Below are 20,756 nucleotides of genomic sequence, written 5' to 3' on the forward strand. Positions count from 1 at the left end.
AATTAGTGACGCTAAAATTAGAAGCGGTAGTGCGAGAAAGCCTTGTTGGCTTCAGCCATACGGTGCACGTCTTCACGCTTCTTAACTGCAGCACCTTTACCTTCGGCAGCGTCCAACAGTTCGCCAGCCAAACGCAGAGCCATAGACTTCTCGCCGCGCTTGCGGGCGAAGTCTACCAACCAGCGCATTGCCAGGGCGTTACGACGGGACGGACGAACTTCAACCGGAACCTGGTAAGTAGCACCGCCTACACGGCGCGACTTTACTTCGACCAGCGGAGCGATGGCGTCGAGAGCTTTCTCGAAGATTTCCAGGGGGTCGCTGTTCTTGCGTTCTTTAACCTTCTCCAGCGCGCCATAAACGATACGCTCGGCAACGGCTTTCTTGCCGCTTTCCATTACGTGGTTCATGAACTTGGCCAGGATTTGGCTTCCGTATTTTGGATCGTCAAGCACTTCGCGCTTGGCTGCTACGCGTCTTCTTGGCATGGATAAGCCCTCAAACGGTCTTCAGGTTCGCTCGGAATCGGTGCCCTTTCGGGACGCCTCCGACCTTACTCTTATCGACTCAGAAAAATAGAAAATCAGTTTTTACAAAAAGCCACTACTACTTAGGCTTCTTGGTACCGTACTTCGAACGACCCTGGTTACGACCTTTAACGCCGGAAGTATCCAAAGAACCGCGTACGGTGTGGTAACGAACACCTGGCAAGTCTTTTACACGACCGCCGCGGATCAGTACCACGCTGTGCTCTTGCAGGTTGTGGCCTTCACCGCCGATGTACGAGGAAACCTCGAAACCGTTGGTCAGACGCACACGGCATACTTTACGCAGTGCCGAGTTAGGTTTTTTCGGCGTGGTGGTATACACACGGGTGCATACGCCACGACGTTGCGGGCAGTTCTGCAGCGCAGGTACGTCGGATTTCTCGACGATACGCTTACGCGGCTGACGTACCAGCTGGTTGATAGTTGCCATCTACTAGCTCCACTGTTGTCTTGCGACGCTATTGTCTTGCAAGAAAAGCAAAATGGCAGGAACGAATTCCCGCCAAATTTAGGGGTACAAGAGTCTAAAGAGGATCTTGCCCCCAGTCAAGGCAAGGCCCCGACCTCCCCACTCATCCAACCTCGACAAATTGTCTCGATTCGATGAACGGAATGGCCAGGGCCTTACGCTCATTTACCGCAGAACTCAGTTACCGCTCGAGTTCAGCGCTTCGGTCAGTGCAGCTTCCACTTCACTGGCGCTTACGCGCAACGGTTTGTCAGCATCACGGCGGCGCTTGCGCTCGCTGTGATAAGCCAGACCGGTACCAGCCGGGATCAGACGACCCACGACCACGTTTTCTTTCAGGCCGCGCAGGTAATCGCGCTTGCCGGTTACTGCCGCTTCGGTCAGTACACGAGTGGTTTCCTGGAAGGAAGCCGCCGAGATGAACGATTCGGTGGACAACGACGCCTTGGTGATACCCAACAGCACGCGAGTGAACTTGGAAACGAATTTCTCGTCGCCAGCCAGACGCTCGTTCTCTACCAGAACGTGAGTCAACTCCATCTGGTCGCCCTTGATGAAAGTCGAGTCGCCGGATTCAGCGATTTCAACTTTACGCAACATCTGACGCAGGATGGTCTCGATGTGCTTGTCGTTGATCTTCACGCCTTGCAGACGATAAACGTCCTGGATCTCGTTCACGATGTACTTGGCCAGCGCACTCACACCCAGCAGACGCAGGATGTCGTGTGGATCGCTCGGGCCGTCGGAGATAACTTCGCCGCGGTTTACCTGTTCGCCTTCGAAGACGTTCAGGTGACGCCACTTCGGAATCAGCTCTTCGTACGGATCGGTACCGTCGTTCGGGGTGATAACCAGACGGCGTTTGCCTTTGGTCTCTTTACCGAACGCGATGGTGCCGCTGACTTCAGCCAGAATCGACGCTTCCTTCGGACGACGGGCTTCGAACAAGTCGGCAACACGCGGCAGACCACCGGTGATGTCACGGGTCTTCGAAGTCTCTTGCGGAATACGAGCGATAACATCACCGATCGCGATTTTCGCACCATCCGCTACACCGACCAAGGCGTTAGCAGGCAGGAAGTACTGAGCAATTACGTCGGTACCCGGCAGCAAGAGATCCTTGCCGTTGTCATCAACCATCTTCACAGCAGGACGGATATCTTTACCGGCTGCTGGACGGTCTTTGGCGTCGAGTACTTCAATGTTGGTCATACCGGTCAATTCGTCAGTCTGACGCTTGATCGTGATGCCTTCTTCCATGCCCACGTAGGTCACGGTACCTTTCATTTCGGTAACGATTGGGTGAGTGTGCGGATCCCACTTGGCCACGATTGCGCCAGCGTCGACCTTGTCACCTTCTTTAACCGAAATCACAGCACCGTACGGCAGCTTGTAACGCTCGCGCTCACGACCGAAGTCATCAGCGATTGCCAGCTCACCGGAACGGGACACAGCAACCAGGCAACCATCCACTCGCTCCACGTGCTTCAAATTGTGCAGACGAACGGTACCGCCATTCTTCACCTGGACGCTGTCCGCAGCGGAGGTCCGGCTTGCCGCACCACCGATGTGGAACGTACGCATGGTCAGCTGGGTACCCGGCTCACCGATGGACTGGGCAGCAATAACGCCGACCGCTTCACCGATGTTCACCTGGTGACCACGAGCCAGGTCACGGCCGTAGCACTTGGCGCAAATGCCGTAGCGGGTTTCGCAGCTGATCGGCGAACGCACGATCACTTCATCGATGCTGTTCAGCTCGATGAACTCGACCCATTTCTCGTCTACCAGTGTGCCGGCAGGAACGATGATTTCTTCGGTACCTGGCTTGAACACGTCACGGGCAATAACACGACCCAATACGCGCTCACCCAGCGGCTCAACAACGTCACCGCCTTCAATGTGCGGAGTCATTACCAGGCCATGCTCGGTGCCGCAATCGATCTCTGTTACTACCAGATCCTGCGCCACGTCTACCAGACGACGAGTCAGGTAACCGGAGTTCGCAGTTTTCAACGCGGTATCCGCCAAACCTTTACGAGCACCGTGAGTGGAGATGAAGTACTGAAGTACGCTCAAACCTTCACGGAAGTTCGCAGTAATCGGCGTTTCGATGATGGAACCGTCCGGCTTGGCCATCAGGCCACGCATACCGGCGAGCTGACGGATCTGCGCAGCAGAACCCCGTGCGCCCGAGTCGGCCATCATGTACATCGAGTTGAAGGATTCCTGGTCGACTTCGACGCCATGACGGTCGATGACTTTCTCTTTCGAGAGGTTGGCCATCATCGCCTTGGAAACTTCGTCGTTCGCCTTGGACCAAAGGTCGATCACTTTGTTGTACTTCTCGCCCTGGGTTACCAGGCCGGAGGCGTACTGACTTTCGATCTCTTTCACTTCATCAGTAGCAGCATTGATGATGCGGGCTTTTTCATCCGGGATAACGAAGTCGTTAACACCGATGGAAACGCCGGAAATGGTCGAATAGGCAAAACCGGTGTACATCAACTGGTCAGCGAAGATCACGGTCTCTTTCAAACCAACCACGCGGTAGCACTGGTTGATCAGCTTGGAGATCGCCTTTTTCTTCATCGGCTGGTTGACGACGTCGTACGACAGGCCAGGTGGAACAACCTGGAACAACAGCGCACGGCCGACAGTGGTGTCGACGATACGGGTGTTCTTGACGCTGCCACCATCACGATCGTTGACGGTTTCGTTGATCCGCACTTTGACCTTGGCGTGCAGTGCGGCTTCGCCGGCACGGAACACACGGTCAACTTCTTGCAGATCCGCGAACACACGACCTTCGCCCTTGGCGTTGATCGCTTCACGAGTCATGTAGTACAGACCCAATACAACGTCCTGCGACGGAACGATGATTGGCTCACCGTTGGCTGGCGACAGAATGTTGTTGGTCGACATCATCAACGCACGCGCTTCCAACTGGGCTTCCAGTGTCAGCGGTACGTGCACGGCCATTTGGTCGCCGTCGAAGTCGGCGTTGTACGCAGCACAGACCAACGGGTGCAGCTGGATAGCCTTACCTTCGATCAGTACCGGTTCAAATGCCTGGATACCCAGACGGTGAAGGGTCGGTGCACGGTTGAGGAGAACCGGGTGTTCACGGATCACTTCAGCGAGAACGTCCCAAACCTCAGGCAGCTCGCGCTCGACCATCTTCTTGGCAGCTTTGATGGTGGTAGCGAGACCACGCATTTCCAGCTTGCCGAAAATGAACGGCTTGAACAGCTCGAGAGCCATCTTCTTCGGCAGACCGCACTGGTGCAGACGCAGGGTCGGACCTACGGTAATTACCGAACGACCGGAGTAGTCAACACGCTTACCGAGCAAGTTCTGACGGAAACGACCTTGTTTACCCTTGATCATGTCAGCCAGGGATTTCAGAGGACGCTTGTTGGAACCGGTGATAGCGCGGCCACGACGACCGTTATCGAGCAGTGCGTCGACAGCTTCCTGCAACATACGCTTTTCGTTGCGCACGATGATGTCCGGAGCGGACAGATCAAGCAGGCGCTTCAAGCGGTTGTTACGGTTGATCACTCGACGATACAGATCGTTGAGGTCGGAAGTCGCGAAGCGACCGCCATCCAGCGGGACCAGTGGACGCAGATCTGGCGGCAGAACCGGCAGAACGGTCAGCACCATCCATTCTGGAAGGTTGCCGGAACCCTGGAAGGCTTCCATCAACTTCAGACGCTTGGACAGCTTCTTGATTTTGGTTTCGGAGTTGGTTTGCGGAATTTCTTCACGCAGACGGCCAATCTCGTGTTCCAGATCGATAGCGTGCAGCAGTTCACGGACAGCCTCGGCACCCATACGGGCATCGAAATCGTCGCCGAACTCTTCCAGCGCTTCGAAGTACTGCTCATCGTTCAGCAGCTGACCTTTTTCAAGGGTGGTCATGCCTGGATCGATAACGACATAGCTCTCGAAGTAGAGAACGCGTTCGATATCACGCAGGGTCATGTCCATCAGCAAGCCGATACGGGACGGCAGCGATTTCAGGAACCAAATGTGGGCAACTGGCGAAGCCAGTTCGATGTGCGCCATGCGCTCACGACGAACTTTAGCCAGCGCAACTTCAACGCCGCACTTCTCGCAGATCACACCGCGGTGCTTCAAGCGCTTGTACTTACCGCACAGGCACTCGTAATCCTTTACCGGGCCAAAGATCTTGGCGCAGAACAAGCCGTCACGCTCAGGTTTGAACGTACGGTAGTTGATGGTTTCCGGCTTTTTAACTTCACCGAACGACCACGAACGGATCATCTCAGGCGATGCCAATCCAATACGGATGGCGTCGAACTCTTCGACTTGACCCTGGTTTTTCAGCAAATTCAGTAGGTCTTTCAAGGCCTTTCCTCCTGGCGGAGCAGAGAGCGGGCAATCCTGCCCCGCTCTCGATTCGCGTCACGTGTTATTCGGTTTCCAGATCGATATCGATGCCGAGGGAACGAATTTCCTTGATCAACACGTTGAAAGACTCGGGCATGCCCGGCTCCATACGGTGATCGCCATCCACGATGTTTTTGTACATCTTGGTACGGCCGTTCACATCGTCCGACTTCACTGTGAGCATTTCTTGCAGAGTGTAAGCAGCACCGTATGCTTCCAGTGCCCAGACCTCCATCTCCCCGAAACGCTGACCACCGAACTGCGCCTTACCACCCAGCGGCTGCTGAGTAACCAGGCTGTACGAACCGGTAGAACGAGCGTGCATCTTGTCGTCTACCAAGTGGTTCAGCTTCAGCATGTACATGTAGCCAACAGTAACCGGGCGCTCGAACTTGTTGCCGGTACGGCCGTCGGTCAGCTGCATCTGGCCGCTTTCTGGCAGGTCTGCCAGTTTCAGCATGGCCTTGATTTCGCTTTCCTTGGCGCCGTCGAACACTGGAGTGGCCATTGGAACGCCGCCACGCAGGTTCTTCGCCAGATCCAGGATTTCCTGGTCGGAGAAGCTATCCAGATCTTCGTTACGACCGCCGATCTGGTTGTAGATCTCGTCGAGGAATTTACGAAGCTCAGCGACTTTGCGCTGCTCTTCGATCATCCGGTTGATCTTCTCACCCAAGCCTTTAGCCGCGAGGCCCAGGTGGGTTTCAAGGATCTGACCAACGTTCATACGCGAAGGTACGCCCAACGGGTTGAGGACGACGTCGACCGGGGTGCCATTGGCATCGTGCGGCATGTCTTCAACCGGCATGATCACGGAGACCACACCTTTGTTACCGTGACGACCGGCCATCTTGTCGCCCGGCTGGATGCGGCGACGGATTGCCAGGTAAACCTTGACGATTTTCAGCACGCCTGGAGCCAGGTCATCGCCCTGCTGCAGTTTGCGCTTCTTGTCTTCGAACTTGTCGTCCAGCAGACGGCGGCGATCAACGATGTAGGCCTGAGCCTTCTCGAGCTGCTCGTTCAGAGCATCTTCAGCCATGCGCAGTTTGAACCACTGACCATGCTCAAGACCGTCGAGAACTTCGTCGGTGATGTCCTGACCTTTCTTCAGACCGGCGCCGCCTTCGGCTTTGTGGCCGACCAGAGCGGAACGCAGACGTTCGAAAGTTGCGCCTTCAACGATACGGAACTCTTCGTTCAGGTCCTTGCGGATCTCGTCGAGTTGAGTCTTCTCGATCGACAGTGCACGAGCATCACGCTCAACGCCGTCGCGGGTGAAGACCTGTACGTCGATGACGGTACCCTTGGTGCCAGTAGGCACGCGCAGGGAGGTGTCTTTAACGTCGCTGGCTTTTTCACCGAAGATGGCACGCAGCAGTTTTTCTTCCGGAGTCAGTTGGGTCTCGCCTTTCGGAGTGACCTTACCAACCAGGATGTCGCCTGCGCCAACTTCAGCACCTACGTAAACGATACCGGCTTCGTCCAGCTTGTTCAGTGCAGCTTCACCCACGTTCGGGATGTCTGCAGTGATTTCCTCTGGCCCAAGCTTGGTGTCACGTGCCACACAGGTCAGTTCCTGAATGTGGATCGTGGTGAAGCGGTCTTCTTGAACAACTCGTTCCGACAGGCAGATGGAGTCTTCGAAGTTGTAACCGTTCCAGGCCATGAACGCGATGCGCATGTTCTGACCCAGCGCCAGTTCACCCATGTCGGTGGACGGGCCGTCAGCCATGATGTCGCTACGCTGAACCCGATCACCTTTACGCACCAGCGGACGTTGGTTGATGCAGGTGTTCTGGTTGGAGCGGGTGTATTTGGTCAGGTTGTAGATGTCGACACCAGCTTCACCGGTTTCAACTTCATCATCAGCAACACGAACCACGATACGGCTGGCGTCTACGGAATCGATAACGCCACCACGACGAGCCACGACGCAAACGCCGGAGTCACGAGCTACGTTACGCTCCATGCCGGTACCGACCAGCGGCTTGTCAGCACGCAGGGTTGGTACAGCTTGACGCTGCATGTTCGAACCCATCAACGCACGGTTGGCGTCATCGTGCTCGAGGAACGGGATCAGCGACGCTGCAACCGAAACTACCTGCTTCGGCGATACGTCCATCAAGGTGACGTCTTCCGGCGCCTTGACGGTGAACTCGTTCAAGTGACGAACAGCTACCAGTTCGTCGATCAGCATTTTCTTGTCGTTCATCGTGGCCGAAGCCTGAGCGATCACGTGATCAGCTTCTTCGATGGCGGACAGGAACACGATCTCGTCGGTGACCAGAGCGTCTTTCACCACACGGTACGGGCTTTCGAGGAAGCCGTACTGGTTGGTGCGCGCATAAGCAGCCAGGGAGTTGATCAGACCGATGTTCGGACCTTCCGGCGTTTCAATCGGGCATACACGACCGTAGTGAGTCGGGTGTACGTCACGAACTTCAAAGCCAGCACGCTCACGAGTCAAACCGCCAGGGCCGAGTGCAGACACACGACGCTTGTGGGTGATCTCGGACAGCGGGTTGTTCTGGTCCATGAACTGGGAAAGCTGGCTGGAACCGAAGAACTCTTTCACCGCCGCAGCCACTGGCTTGGCGTTGATCAGGTCTTGCGGCATCAGGCCTTCGCTTTCAGCCATCGACAGACGCTCTTTGACCGCACGCTCAACACGTACCAGGCCAACGCGGAACTGGTTCTCGGCCATTTCGCCTACGCAGCGAACACGACGGTTACCCAGGTGGTCGATGTCATCGACGATGCCTTTACCGTTACGGATGTCGACCAGAGTCTTCAGTACCGCGACGATGTCTTCTTTGCACAACACGCCCGAACCTTCGATCTCGGTACGACCGATACGACGGTTGAACTTCATCCGGCCGACCGCAGACAGGTCATAGCGCTCAGGGCTGAAGAACAGGTTGTTGAACAGGGTCTCGGCAGCGTCTTTGGTTGGCGGCTCGCCTGGACGCATCATGCGATAGATCTCGACCAGCGCTTCCAATTGGTTGCTGGTGGAGTCGATCTTCAGAGTGTCGGAGACGAACGGACCGCAGTCGATATCGTTGGTGTACAGCGTTTCGATGCGAACAACCTGGGCCTTGGCAACTTTTGCCAGGATCTCGGTGTTCAGCTCGGTGTTGCACTCTGCCAGGATTTCGCCGGTTGCCGGATGCACGATGGCCTTGGCGGTAGTGCGACCCAGGACGTAGTCCAGAGGCACTTCCAGGGTCTTGAGACCGGCTTTTTCGATCTGGTTGATGTGGCGCGCAGTAATACGGCGACCAGCCTCAACGATGACCTTGCCCTTCTCGTCCTGAATATCAAGTACAGCGATTTCACCACGCAGACGCGAAGCAATCAGTTCCAGACTGAGGGTTTCGCCGCTCAGGTGGAAAACGTTGGTGGTGTAGAACGCGTCGAGCACTTCTTCAGTGGTATAGCCGAGCGCGCGCAGCAGTACCGATGCAGGCAGCTTGCGACGACGGTCGATACGCACGAATACGCAGTCTTTCGGGTCGAACTCGAAGTCCAACCACGAACCGCGGTAAGGAATGATACGTGCCGAGTACAACAGTTTGCCGGAGCTGTGCGTCTTGCCACGGTCGTGGTCGAAGAACACGCCCGGGGAACGGTGCAGCTGGGAAACGATTACACGCTCGGTACCGTTGATTACAAAGGTACCGTTCTCAGTCATCAGGGGGATTTCACCCATGTAGACTTCTTGCTCTTTGATGTCCTTGATCGCTTTGTTCGACGATTCTTTGTCGAAAATGATCAGGCGCACTTTTACCCGCAAAGGTACGGCGTAAGTTACACCGCGCAATACGCATTCTTTGACATCAAATGCCGGTTCGCCCAGGCGATAACCGACGTACTCCAGCGCAGCATTGCCGGAGTAGCTGATGATCGGGAAAACGGATTTGAAGGCCGCATGCAGGCCCACGTCGCGGAACTGATCTTTAGTCGCTCCCGCTTGCAAGAATTCACGATACGAATCCAGCTGGATGGCCAGGAGGTACGGCACATCCATGACGTCCGGCAACTTGCTAAAGTCCTTGCGGATACGTTTTTTCTCAGTATATGAGTAAGCCATCAGCGTTCCCCAGCTTGGTCACCTGCTTGTTTGGCCCCTCCCGACGGGAGCAGCCAGAAAATCGTGCAAACCCCATGGTTTGCGCCACCGCATCGGGTGGTTACAGCTCGTTATCAGCACCGACCCAGTCGGCTGCCAATAACGGAAAAAGGCCGGTGGCAAGAGCCACCAGCCATCAGCCTTTCGCTTAACGCTCGGGCTGGAGACGCAAAGTCGATGCTTACTTCAGCTCGACTTTAGCGCCTGCTTCTTCCAGAGTGGCTTTTGCTTTGTCAGCTGCGTCTTTCGAAACAGCTTCCAGAACAACGCCAGGAGCGCCGTCAACTACAGCCTTGGCTTCTTTCAAGCCCAGACCGGTCAGTTCACGTACTGCCTTGATCACGTTAACTTTCTTCTCGCCAGCTTCCAGCAGCATGACGTTGAATTCAGTTTGTTCTTCAACAACGGCAGCGACAGCAGCTGGACCAGCGGAAGCAGCGGCAGCGGAAACGCCGAACTTCTCTTCCATGGCCTTGATCAGCTCAACGATTTCCAGAACGGATTTTTCGCCGATTGCTTCGATGATTTGGTCGTTAGTCAGAGACATGACTATAAATTCCTGTATTGGGGTGACAGCCTACGCGGCCATCGAAATAAACAATAAACGCTGAAAGGAGTCGCTCAGCCTTAGGCTGCAGCAGCTTCTTTCTGGTCGCGAAGAGCCGCCAGAGTACGAGCCAATTTGCTGGTTGCGCCTTGAATCACGCTCATCAGCTGAGAAATTGCTTCGTCACGGGTCGGCAGGCTTGCCAGTACGTCGATCTGATTAGCTGCGAGGAACTTGCCCTCGAACGCAGCTGCCTTGATCTCGAACTTATCCTGACCTTTTGCGAACTCTTTGAAGATACGGGCAGCAGCGCCCGGATGATCTTTGGAGAATGCAATCAAGGTCGGGCCGGTGAACACGTCGTTGAGCACGTCATATTGAGTGCCAGCAACGGCGCGCTTGAGCAGGGTGTTACGTACAACACGTACGTAAACGCCAGCTTCACGAGCCTCTTTACGGAGTCCGGTCATAGCGCCTACTGTTACGCCACGGGCATCAGCCACGACAGCGGACAGAGCAACTTGGGCAGCCTTGTTGACTTCAGCGACGATGGCCTTCTTGTCTTCAAGTTTAATTGCCACGGGAAAAACTCCTGCTTGTTACCGTTTCATCCAACCGAGGCCAGATGTCGTTTTGGTGTCTGATTCGGTAAGGAACCGGGAGCACCATCTGCGTAGGCTTGAGGTTTAAGACTTGCGCCGCCTACGGTCTTGGATAGCCCCCGCCAGGCAGGGACCCCAATCTTTCAATTGGCGCAATCGCTTGCGCCAACCTGTGTCTTACGCGTCGAGCGAACCTTGGTCGATGACCAGGCCTGGACCCATGGTGGTGCTCAGGGTAACGCGCTTGACGTAAATACCTTTCGAGGAAGCTGGCTTGATACGCTTCAGATCAGCGATCAGGGCTTCAACGTTTTCCTTCAGCTTGACGGCGTCGAAGCCAACCTTGCCAACGGAGGTGTGGATGATGCCGTTTTTGTCGGTGCGATAACGAACCTGACCAGCCTTGGCGTTCTTAACCGCGGTAGCTACGTCTGGTGTTACGGTGCCGACTTTAGGGTTAGGCATCAGGCCACGTGGGCCCAGGATCTGACCCAACTGACCAACAACGCGCATTGCATCCGGGGATGCGATAACTACGTCATAGTTCAGGTCGCCGCCTTTCATTTCGGCAGCCAGATCGTCCATACCTACACGGTCAGCGCCGGCAGCCAAAGCGGCCTCAGCAGCTGGACCTTGGGTGAACACAGCAACGCGAACGGTCTTGCCAGTGCCGTGTGGCAGCACAGTAGCGCTACGAACGACCTGGTCGGATTTACGCGGGTCAACACCCAAGTTTACAGCAACGTCGAACGACTCGCTGAACTTGACGGTCGACAGCTCAGCCAACAGAGCAGCAGCGTCTACAAAGTTGTAGGACTTGCCTGCTTCGATTTTGCCGGCGATAGCCTTTTGACGCTTGGTCAACTTAGCCATTACACACCCTCCACGTTAAGGCCCATGCTACGAGCAGAACCGGCGATAGTACGCACGGCCGCGTCCATATCAGCTGCAGTCAGATCCGCGTTTTTGGTTTTCGCGATTTCTTCCAGCTGAGCACGGGTAACGGTGCCAACCTTAACTGTGTTCGGACGAGCGGAACCGCTAGTCAGACCAGCAGCTTTCTTCAGCAGAACCGAAGCAGGTGTGGATTTGGTTTCGAAAGTGAAGCTACGGTCGCTGTAGACAGTGATGATCACTGGAGTCGGCAGACCTGGCTCAATACCCTGAGTACGGGCGTTGAAAGCCTTGCAGAATTCCATGATGTTCACGCCGTGCTGACCCAGAGCAGGACCAACAGGTGGGCTTGGGTTAGCCTGAGCGGCCTTCACTTGCAGCTTGATGTAAGCGGTAATCTTCTTGGCCATGAGGCACTCCAATTACGGGTTCGAACGCCTCGAAAGGCTCCCCGGTTACTTGCGCGTTTATCCCAGTGACGACAAAACCCCACAGCCTAGGGCTGCGGGGTTGGGATGCTTGCTCAGCTAGACTTTTTCGACCTGGCTGAACTCTAGCTCTACCGGAGTAGAGCGACCGAAAATGAGCACTGCCACTTGGATCCGGCTCTTCTCGTAGTTAACTTCTTCGACCGTGCCAGTAAAGTCGGCAAACGGACCGTCATTGACACGTACCGACTCACCTGGCTCGAACAACGTCTTCGGCTTCGGCTTGTCGCTACCATCAGCAACGCGACGCAGAATCGCTTCTGCCTCTTTATCTGTGATAGGTGCAGGCTTATCAGCAGTACCGCCGATGAAACCCATCACCCGAGGAGTATCCTTGACCAAGTGCCAAGTACCCTCATTCATGTCCATCTGAACCAGCACATAACCTGGGAAGAACTTGCGCTCGCTTTTGCGTTTCTGGCCATTACGCATTTCAACCACTTCTTCAGTGGGAACCAGAATTTCGCCAAAGCCATCTTCCATGCCAGCCAGCTTTACGCGCTCTAACAACGAGCGCATGACATGCTTCTCGTAACCGGAGTAAGCATGCACAACGTACCAACGCTTAGCCACGGGACACCCTTAGCCGACAATCAAGGAAACAAGCCAGCCGAGCAGGGAATCAAGCCCCCACAACAGCAACGCCATAACCAGAACAACAGCCACAACAATCAACGTGGTCTGCGTGGTTTCTTGGCGAGTTGGCCATACGACTTTACGAATCTCGGTGCGAGCTTCCTTAACCAGTACAAAGAAAGACTTGCCCTTGACCGTCTGCAGGCCTACAAAGGCAGCTACAGCAGCAATGGCGAGCAAAGCAAGTACGCGGTACAGGATCGGCGAAGCAGAGTAATACTGATTGCCAACAACGCCAACAACCACCAAAGCAACTACTACTAGCCACTTGAGCAGATCGAAGCGAGAGCCTTGAGCTTCAGCTTTAGGAGTCATCTATGAAGATCCTGTGAAAAGAAAGCCAGACACACCAAGTGAATCTGGCAGGTCAGGAGGGAATCGAACCCCCAACCTACGGTTTTGGAGACCGTCGCTCTGCCAATTGAGCTACTGACCTAAAACAAAATCAGGCCGACCATTATGCCGGCCCGAAAAAGACATTACAACAATTTACTCGATAACCTTAGCAACGACACCTGCGCCGACGGTACGACCGCCTTCACGAATGGCGAAACGCAGACCATCTTCCATTGCGATGGTTTTGATCAGAGTGACCGTCATTTGGACGTTATCACCTGGCATCACCATTTCAACACCTTCCGGCAGTTCGCAGTTACCGGTCACGTCGGTGGTCCGGAAGTAGAACTGTGGACGGTAGCCTTTGAAGAAAGGCGTATGACGACCACCCTCTTCCTTGCTCAGAACGTAAACTTCAGCGGTGAACTTGGTATGCGGCTTGACGGTGCCCGGCTTGACCAGAACCTGGCCACGCTCAACATCATCACGCTTGGTACCACGCAGCAACACACCACAGTTCTCACCAGCACGACCTTCGTCGAGCAGCTTGCGGAACATCTCAACACCAGTGCAAGTAGTTTTGACAGTGTCACGAAGACCAACAATCTCAACTTCTTCCTGAATGCGGACGATGCCACGCTCAACACGACCAGTCACAACAGTACCGCGACCGGAGATCGAGAAAACATCCTCGATCGGCATCAGGAACGGCTTATCAATAGCACGCTCAGGCTGCGGAATATAGCTATCCAGAGTCTCGACCAACTTCTTGACGGCAGTAGTGCCCATCTCGTTGTCGTCTTGACCATTCAGCGCCATCAGCGCCGAACCAATGATGATCGGAGTGTCATCACCTGGGAAATCGTAAGTGCTCAGCAGGTCGCGCACTTCCATCTCAACCAGCTCCAGCAGCTCCGCATCATCAACCATGTCAGCCTTGTTCAGGAAGACAACGATGTACGGAACGCCAACCTGGCGGGACAGAAGGATGTGCTCACGGGTTTGCGGCATCGGACCATCAGCGGCCGAGCAAACCAGAATCGCACCATCCATCTGAGCAGCACCGGTAATCATGTTTTTTACGTAGTCAGCGTGACCTGGACAGTCAACGTGCGCGTAGTGACGCACAGCCGAATCGTACTCAACGTGAGCGGTGTTGATGGTAATACCACGAGCTTTTTCTTCAGGGGCGCTATCGATCTTGTCGAAGTCGACCTTTGCCGAACCGAAAACTTCGGAGCAGACGCGGGTCAAAGCAGCAGTCAGAGTAGTTTTACCGTGATCGACGTGACCAATGGTACCAACGTTGACGTGCGGCTTATTACGTTCGAACTTTTCCTTAGCCATCAAAATCACCCCTAGGAGAAGAATTGAGCAGGTCAAACTAGCCATTAAAACAAAGGCAGATATTTTCATATCTGCCTTGTTATATGGAGCTCTTGAGCGGATTTGAACCGCTGACCTCACCCTTACCAAGGGTGTGCTCTACCAACTGAGCTACAAGAGCGTAACGCTATGCAGGATCTGCAAACTTGGAGCGGGTAGCGGGAATCGAACCCGCATCATCAGCTTGGAAGGCTGAGGTTCTACCACTAAACTATACCCGCGAGCTTGCAGCTCTCGCTAAAAATGGTGGAGGGGGAAGGATTCGAACCTTCGAAGTCGTAGACGTCAGATTTACAGTCTGATCCCTTTGGCCGCTCGGGAACCCCTCCTAAGCGAGCCGGCATTCTATATCATGCCAGCCTTCTGTCAAGCATTTTCTCATTAAAAACCTGAGGTTAGCTGCGTTGACATCACTTTGCGGTGTTAACCATTAAAGGTCTTCACTGCGAAGCGGGCGCCATTCTATGCAAACTATTCGGCGGGTGCAACCCCCTCGCACGGCATTATTTTATGTTTTAACTCATTGAATTCTCTAGAAAGGTTTTTCAGCTGCGAATCATCCAGCCAACGCCGGCTTTCTGGTGCCACACGCACCCAGTAACCATCAGACTCGGCAGGGGGCCTCAGCAAGGACTCGAACTTGATTTCCATGCCACTCAATCGCCGCTCAACCGCCTGAGCCGCCTCCTGACGAGTAAAACCGCCAAGATAGAGGCATCCATCGTCTGCCTGGGTAGGCTTTCCTTTATCACGAGCCGCTTCAGTCGTTTCACTCAACAAGCGAATATCCTGCTGCGAACCCTTATACAAATTCAAAGGGGTTACATCCTTCGCACGCAGAGGAGCCTCTTGTTGGTGCCAGATGTAATAAAACACATTGAGAACAAGCAGCAGCAGAAACAACCAACGCATAAAAACCTCACGACAAGGGACACGCCATAGCCAAACCTACAAACACCAGATCAGGAACCACCCTGGCCTCAGGCACGATCTCGGAAACCAGGTCCGCATCTCCTCCAGTGAGGAACACAGCAAAATCATCCCCCCAATAGCTACGCGCCAACTCTAGCTGTGTCAGGACAAAGCCTCTCAGCATCAACGAGCATCCCCGCTCGACTGCTTCGACAGTTGTCCGACCAGGAACAAGACTTTCCAGAGCGCGCTCAGCTGCTAGATCGCCATAACGAATTCTACGGGTGTGGGTACGCAATTGGTTTCGCATCAGAGGCATTCCCGGGCATATAAATCCTCCGAGGTGCTCTCCATCCCTAGAGATGAAGTCCGCAGTAACAGCCGTACCAAAATCAAGCACAAGGCACGCACCCGAAGCCAGCTGGAATCCCCCAAGCATCGCCAGCCAACGATCGAGCCCCAACCGCTCAAACTCCTCATATCCATTACGAACCCCGGACATTTCGCGGGATGGCGCTGCACATACCACTGACACACCAAAAGCTTCTGTCAGCAGAGAAATCAGTGCACTGGTTTCTTCGACAGTCCTGACACTGACCAACCGACAAAACTTGAGAGCGAGACCCTTGAGCGCTTTCAAGCTCTCCAACAAAGCGAGATCCGAATCTACGACGCCCTCGCCAACCACCCGCCGAACATCCGCGTCGAGCACACGCCACTTGATAAAACTGTTTCCGCAGTCGAGCTCAAGAATCATCACGTAACCTCAGACTGAGCTCACCACCACTAAAGACTTTTTCCACACCACCCACCTTCAAGCGCAGAGCACCCTGACTATCAATACCCAGCACTTCGCCATCTATATGGTTAACACCTGCGATCAACGACACGGCCCGCCCCTGCCAGAGATGATTTTGCTCCCACTCTGCCTGGATAGCTGAAAATCCGTCGACTTGATGACGAGACAGATATGCCTGGAGCATCGCGCCCAACTCTCCGACCAAGTGATTTCGATCAAACACCTTGCCCGACTCTAGCCGCATGGACGTCCACTGCTGATCTACCTCATCGGTAATCTGCATGTTCACATTAATTCCCACACCCAGCACAACGTGACACACATCAGCAGGATCCCCCACCAGCTCGAGCAATATCCCGGCGATCTTCTTCTGACCCACCAGAACATCGTTGGGCCACTTCAATCCAGCCCCCGAAATACCGAGCTCACGCAGGGCCTGCATGACGGCAAGCCCAACAACAAGACTCAAGCCTTCCAGCTGACGCATTCCACCTTCAATACGCAGCACGAGGCTGTAATAGATGTTTTCCGCGAATGGACTCACCCATTTACGTCCACGCCGCCCGCGACCTGCAGTTTGCCGTTCGGCAAGCACCAGAAAGGGTGCCGCCTGCCCCCGCTCTATGGCGCGCAAAGCCTCGGCATTAGTGGAGTCAATTGAATCGAAAACCAGGATGGGCCAATCACAAGAAGGCGCCTGCTCTCTTATCTCGACAGGATCAAGCAGCGTCAATGGCGCAGCCAGTTGATAGCCGCGACCCCGCACTTTATGAATGGATAGTCCCAGCTCAGCTTCTAAATGCTGAAGCTGCTTCCAAACGGCACTACGACTGACACCCAAGGCGACGCCCAAGGCCTGACCCGAATGGAATCGGCCATCTTTAAGAAGCTTTAACAATGTCAGCATGCAAGTCTCGCCTCACAATGAGGCCCGCATGATAGCCATGCCCCGCGCCATTGCATAGAAACCCTACAGGTCAGTTTTCCTGCGGACAAAACAAAACCCCTACCTGCATACGCAGATAGGGGTTTCGGAATTTAATCTTGACGATGACCTACTCTCACATGGGGAAACCCCACACTACCATCGGCGATGCATCGTTTCACTGCTGAGTTCGGGATGGGATCAGGTGGTTCCAATGCTCTATGGTCGTCAAGAAATTCGGTAGCCAGGTCGTGGGCCTTTGCAGGTTCACGCTCCAGCGAATGGGTATGCGATAGTTTGGTGTTTTGCGAGTATCTCGAACTTTCGGTTCGTTTCGTCTTCACACACCGCAATCTGGCCTCTTTCGAGTTCACAAATTGCTTGGGTGTTATATGGTCAAGCCTCACGGGCAATTAGTATTGGTTAGCTCAACGCCTCACAGCGCTTACACACCCAACCTATCAACGTCGTAGTCTTCGACGGCCCTTCAGGGGACTCAAGGTCCCAGTGAGATCTCATCTTGAGGCTAGTTTCCCGCTTAGATGCTTTCAGCGGTTATCTATTCCGAACATAGCTACCCGGCAATGCCACTGGCGTGACAACCGGAACACCAGAGGTTCGTCCACTCCGGTCCTCTCGTACTAGGAGCAGCCCCTCTCAAATCTCAAACGTCCACGGCAGATAGGGACCGAACTGTCTCACGACGTTCTAAACCCAGCTCGCGTACCACTTTAAATGGCGAACAGCCATACCCTTGGGACCGGCTTCAGCCCCAGGATGTGATGAGCCGACATCGAGGTGCCAAACACCGCCGTCGATATGAACTCTTGGGCGGTATCAGCCTGTTATCCCCGGAGTACCTTTTATCCGTTGAGCGATGGCCCTTCCATACAGAACCACCGGATCACTAAGACCTACTTTCGTACCTGCTCGACGTGTCTGTCTCGCAGTCAAGCGCGCTTTTGCCTTTATACTCTACGACCGATTTCCGACCGGTCTGAGCGCACCTTCGTACTCCTCCGTTACTCTTTAGGAGGAGACCGCCCCAGTCAAACTACCCACCATACACTGTCCTCGATCCGGATAACGGACCTGAGTTAGAACCTCAAAGTTGCCAGGGTGGTATTTCAAGGTTGGCTCCACGCGAACTGGCGTCCACGCTTCAAAGCCTCCCACCTATCCTACACAAGCAAATTCAAAGTCCAGTGCAAAGCTATAGTAAAGGTTCACGGGGTCTTTCCGTCTAGCCGCGGATACACTGCATCTTCACAGCGATTTCAATTTCACTGAGTCTCGGGTGGAGACAGCGCCGCCATCGTTACGCCATTCGTGCAGGTCGGAACTTACCCGACAAGGAATTTCGCTACCTTAGGACCGTTATAGTTACGGCCGCCGTTTACCGGGGCTTCGATCAAGAGCTTCGCGTTAGCTAACCCCATCAATTAACCTTCCGGCACCGGGCAGGCGTCACACCCTATACGTCCACTTTCGTGTTTGCAGAGTGCTGTGTTTTTAATAAACAGTCGCAGCGGCCTGGTATCTTCGACCGGCATGGGCTTACGCAGTAAATGCTTCACCCTCACCGGCGCACCTTCTCCCGAAGTTACGGTGCCATTTTGCCTAGTTCCTTCACCCGAGTTCTCTCAAGCGCCTTGGTATTCTCTACCCAACCACCTGTGTCGGTTTGGGGTACGGTTCCTGGTTACCTGAAGCTTAGAAGCTTTTCTTGGAAGCATGGCATCAACCACTTCGTCACCCAAAGGGTAACTCGTCATCAGCTCTCGGCCTTAGAATCCCGGATTTACCTAAGATTCCAGCCTACCACCTTAAACTTGGACAACCAACGCCAAGCTGGCCTAGCCTTCTCCGTCCCTCCATCGCAATAACCAGAAGTACAGGAATATTAACCTGTTTTCCATCGACTACGCTTTTCAGCCTCACCTTAGGGACCGACTAACCCTGCGTCGATTAACGTTGCGCAGGAAACCTTGGTCTTTCGGCGTGGGTGTTTTTCACACCCATTGTCGTTACTCATGTCAGCATTCGCACTTCTGATACCTCCAGCAAGCTTCTCAACTCACCTTCACAGGCTTACAGAACGCTCCTCTACCGCATCACCTAAGTGATACCCGTAGCTTCGGTGTATGGTTTGAGCCCCGTTACATCTTCCGCGCAGGCCGACTCGACTAGTGAGCTATTACGCTTTCTTTAAAGGGTGGCTGCTTCTAAGCCAACCTCCTAGCTGTCTAAGCCTTCCCACATCGTTTCCCACTTAACCATAACTTTGGGACCTTAGCTGACGGTCTGGGTTGTTTCCCTTTTCACGACGGACGTTAGCACCCGCCGTGTGTCTCCCATGCTCGGCACTTGTAGGTATTCGGAGTTTGCATCGGTTTGGTAAGTCGGGATGACCCCCTAGCCGAAACAGTGCTCTACCCCCTACAGTGATACATGAGGCGCTACCTAAATAGCTTTCGAGGAGAACCAGCTATCTCCGAGCTTGATTAGCCTTTCACTCCGATCCACAGGTCATCCGCTAACTTTTCAACGGTAGTCGGTTCGGTCCTCCAGTTAGTGTTACCCAACCTTCAACCTGCCCATGGATAGATCGCCCGGTTTCGGGTCTATTCCCAGCGACTAGACGCCCTATTAAGACTCGCTTTCGCTACGCCTCCCCTATTCGGTTAAGCTCGCCACTGAAAATAAGTCGCTGACCCATTATACAAAAGGTACGCAGTCACCCAACAAAGTGGGCTCCCACTGCTTGTACGCATACGGTTTCAGGATCTATTTCACTCCCCTCTCCGGGGTTCTTTTCGCCTTTCCCTCACGGTACTAGTTCACTATCGGTCAGTCAGTAGTATTTAGCCTTGGAGGATGGTCCCCCCATATTCAGACAAAGTTTCTCGTGCTCCGTCCTACTCGATTTCATGACTAAGAGATTTTCGCGTACAGGGCTATCACCCACTATGGCCGCACTTTCCAGAGCGTTCCGCTAATCTCAAAGCCACTTAAGGGCTAGTCCCCGTTCGCTCGCCACTACTAAGGGAATCTCGGTTGATTTCTTTTCCTCAGGGTACTTAGATGTTTCAGTTCCCCTGGTTCGCCTCTTAAGCCTATGTATTCAGCTTAAGATAACCATCTTATGATGGCTGGGTTCCCCCATTCAGACATCTCCGGATCAAAGTCTGTTTGCCGACTCCCCGAAGCTTTTCGCAGGCTACCACGTCTTTCATCGCCTCTGACTGCCAAGGCATCCACCGTATGCGCTTCTTCACTTGACCATATAACCCCAAGCAATCTGGTTATACTGTGAAGACGACATTCGCCGAAAATTCGATAATACTCAATTAAGAGCAACTCACAAATTTTACCTTAGCCTGAGCCGTTACCAGTGAAAGTAACGTTCAGTCTATCTTTCTATCACATACCCAAATTTTTAAAGAACGATCTAATCCAAAGACTAGAAATCAACATTCACCATCATCACGATGGAATGCTCATTTCTAAGCTTTCAACAAACAGAAGCAGTAGTGGTGGAGCCAAACGGGATCGAACCGTTGACCTCCTGCGTGCAAGGCAGGCGCTCTCCCAGCTGAGCTATGGCCCCGTATTTCTACAGGTTCCCACACAAAATTGGTGGGTCTGGGCAGATTCGAA

General features: G+C 54.1%; 14 protein-coding genes, 6 tRNA genes and 2 rRNA genes (1 of these 22 running past the window's edge). All 22 read right to left on the reverse strand.

Annotated features, from left to right (window positions below; translation table 11 throughout):
* Positions 1–17: 17 nt before the first annotated feature.
* A complete protein-coding gene (gene rpsG, locus ACA079_RS29250; protein ID WP_002555493.1) occupies positions 18–488 on the reverse strand; it encodes a 30S ribosomal protein S7 in 471 nt (156 codons plus the stop codon).
* A 118-nt stretch (positions 489–606) separates the two neighbouring features.
* Positions 607–978, reverse strand: coding sequence for a 30S ribosomal protein S12 (rpsL, locus tag ACA079_RS29255; RefSeq protein ID WP_002555494.1), 372 nt, complete (start codon positions 976–978; stop codon positions 607–609).
* 216 nt (positions 979–1,194) lie between these two features.
* The gene (gene rpoC, locus ACA079_RS29260) at positions 1,195–5,394 is read right to left on the reverse strand and encodes a DNA-directed RNA polymerase subunit beta' (protein WP_008145492.1); all 4,200 of its coding nucleotides are present in this window, start codon (positions 5,392–5,394) and stop codon (positions 1,195–1,197) included.
* A gap of 64 nt (positions 5,395–5,458) precedes the next feature.
* Entirely contained in the window at positions 5,459–9,532 is a 4,074-nt protein-coding gene (gene rpoB, locus ACA079_RS29265; protein ID WP_497701801.1) for a DNA-directed RNA polymerase subunit beta, read from the reverse strand.
* Between the two features lie 220 nt (positions 9,533–9,752).
* On the reverse strand, positions 9,753–10,118 hold the full coding sequence (gene rplL, locus ACA079_RS29270; protein ID WP_008145490.1) for a 50S ribosomal protein L7/L12: 366 nt from the start codon (positions 10,116–10,118) through the stop codon (positions 9,753–9,755).
* An 80-nt stretch (positions 10,119–10,198) separates the two neighbouring features.
* The gene (rplJ, locus tag ACA079_RS29275) at positions 10,199–10,699 is read right to left on the reverse strand and encodes a 50S ribosomal protein L10 (RefSeq protein WP_008145489.1); all 501 of its coding nucleotides are present in this window, start codon (positions 10,697–10,699) and stop codon (positions 10,199–10,201) included.
* A gap of 198 nt (positions 10,700–10,897) precedes the next feature.
* Complete coding sequence (rplA, locus tag ACA079_RS29280; protein WP_007896626.1) at positions 10,898–11,593, reverse strand: 50S ribosomal protein L1; 696 nt, start codon at positions 11,591–11,593, stop codon at positions 10,898–10,900.
* Positions 11,593–12,024 (reverse strand): 50S ribosomal protein L11, encoded by a 432-nt coding sequence (rplK, locus tag ACA079_RS29285; protein WP_003210097.1) that lies wholly within the window; start codon positions 12,022–12,024, stop codon positions 11,593–11,595. The genes rplA and rplK overlap by 1 nt, the downstream gene beginning before the upstream one ends.
* Positions 12,025–12,141: 117 nt before the next feature.
* Positions 12,142–12,675 carry a transcription termination/antitermination protein NusG gene (gene nusG, locus ACA079_RS29290; protein WP_054052239.1) on the reverse strand — a complete coding sequence of 178 codons (534 nt, stop codon included), beginning with the start codon at positions 12,673–12,675 and terminating at the stop codon, positions 12,142–12,144.
* A 9-nt stretch (positions 12,676–12,684) separates the two neighbouring features.
* Positions 12,685–13,053, reverse strand: coding sequence for a preprotein translocase subunit SecE (gene secE, locus ACA079_RS29295; protein WP_008145488.1), 369 nt, complete (start codon positions 13,051–13,053; stop codon positions 12,685–12,687).
* 45 nt (positions 13,054–13,098) lie between these two features.
* Positions 13,099–13,174 (reverse strand) — tRNA-Trp (locus ACA079_RS29300).
* Positions 13,175–13,227: 53 nt separating this feature from the next.
* Positions 13,228–14,421, reverse strand: a complete 1,194-nt coding sequence (gene tuf / locus ACA079_RS29305; RefSeq protein ID WP_007896619.1) for an elongation factor Tu — start codon at positions 14,419–14,421, stop codon at positions 13,228–13,230.
* An 84-nt stretch (positions 14,422–14,505) separates the two neighbouring features.
* Positions 14,506–14,581: transfer RNA gene (locus ACA079_RS29310), tRNA-Thr, on the reverse strand.
* Positions 14,582–14,607: 26 nt separating this feature from the next.
* A tRNA-Gly gene (locus ACA079_RS29315) sits at positions 14,608–14,681 on the reverse strand.
* A 23-nt stretch (positions 14,682–14,704) separates the two neighbouring features.
* Positions 14,705–14,789, reverse strand: a tRNA-Tyr gene (locus ACA079_RS29320).
* Between the two features lie 142 nt (positions 14,790–14,931).
* Entirely contained in the window at positions 14,932–15,372 is a 441-nt protein-coding gene (locus tag ACA079_RS29325) for a hypothetical protein (protein ID WP_497701802.1), read from the reverse strand.
* Between the two features lie 7 nt (positions 15,373–15,379).
* Complete coding sequence (locus tag ACA079_RS29330; protein WP_497701803.1) at positions 15,380–16,129, reverse strand: pantothenate kinase; 750 nt, start codon at positions 16,127–16,129, stop codon at positions 15,380–15,382.
* A complete protein-coding gene (gene birA, locus ACA079_RS29335) occupies positions 16,119–17,078 on the reverse strand; it encodes a bifunctional biotin--[acetyl-CoA-carboxylase] ligase/biotin operon repressor BirA (RefSeq protein WP_497701804.1) in 960 nt (319 codons plus the stop codon). Before birA ends, ACA079_RS29330 begins: the two co-directional genes overlap by 11 nt.
* A 135-nt stretch (positions 17,079–17,213) precedes the next feature.
* Positions 17,214–17,329 (reverse strand): 5S ribosomal RNA (gene rrf / locus ACA079_RS29340).
* Positions 17,330–17,488: 159 nt separating this feature from the next.
* Positions 17,489–20,380: ribosomal RNA gene (locus ACA079_RS29345) — 23S ribosomal RNA — on the reverse strand.
* 250 nt (positions 20,381–20,630) lie between these two features.
* Positions 20,631–20,706 (reverse strand) — tRNA-Ala (locus ACA079_RS29350).
* Positions 20,707–20,733: 27 nt separating this feature from the next.
* Positions 20,734–20,756: transfer RNA gene (locus ACA079_RS29355), tRNA-Ile, on the reverse strand (it continues 54 nt past the right edge of the window).

Source organism: Pseudomonas sp. LBUM1645 (assembly GCF_059716185.1).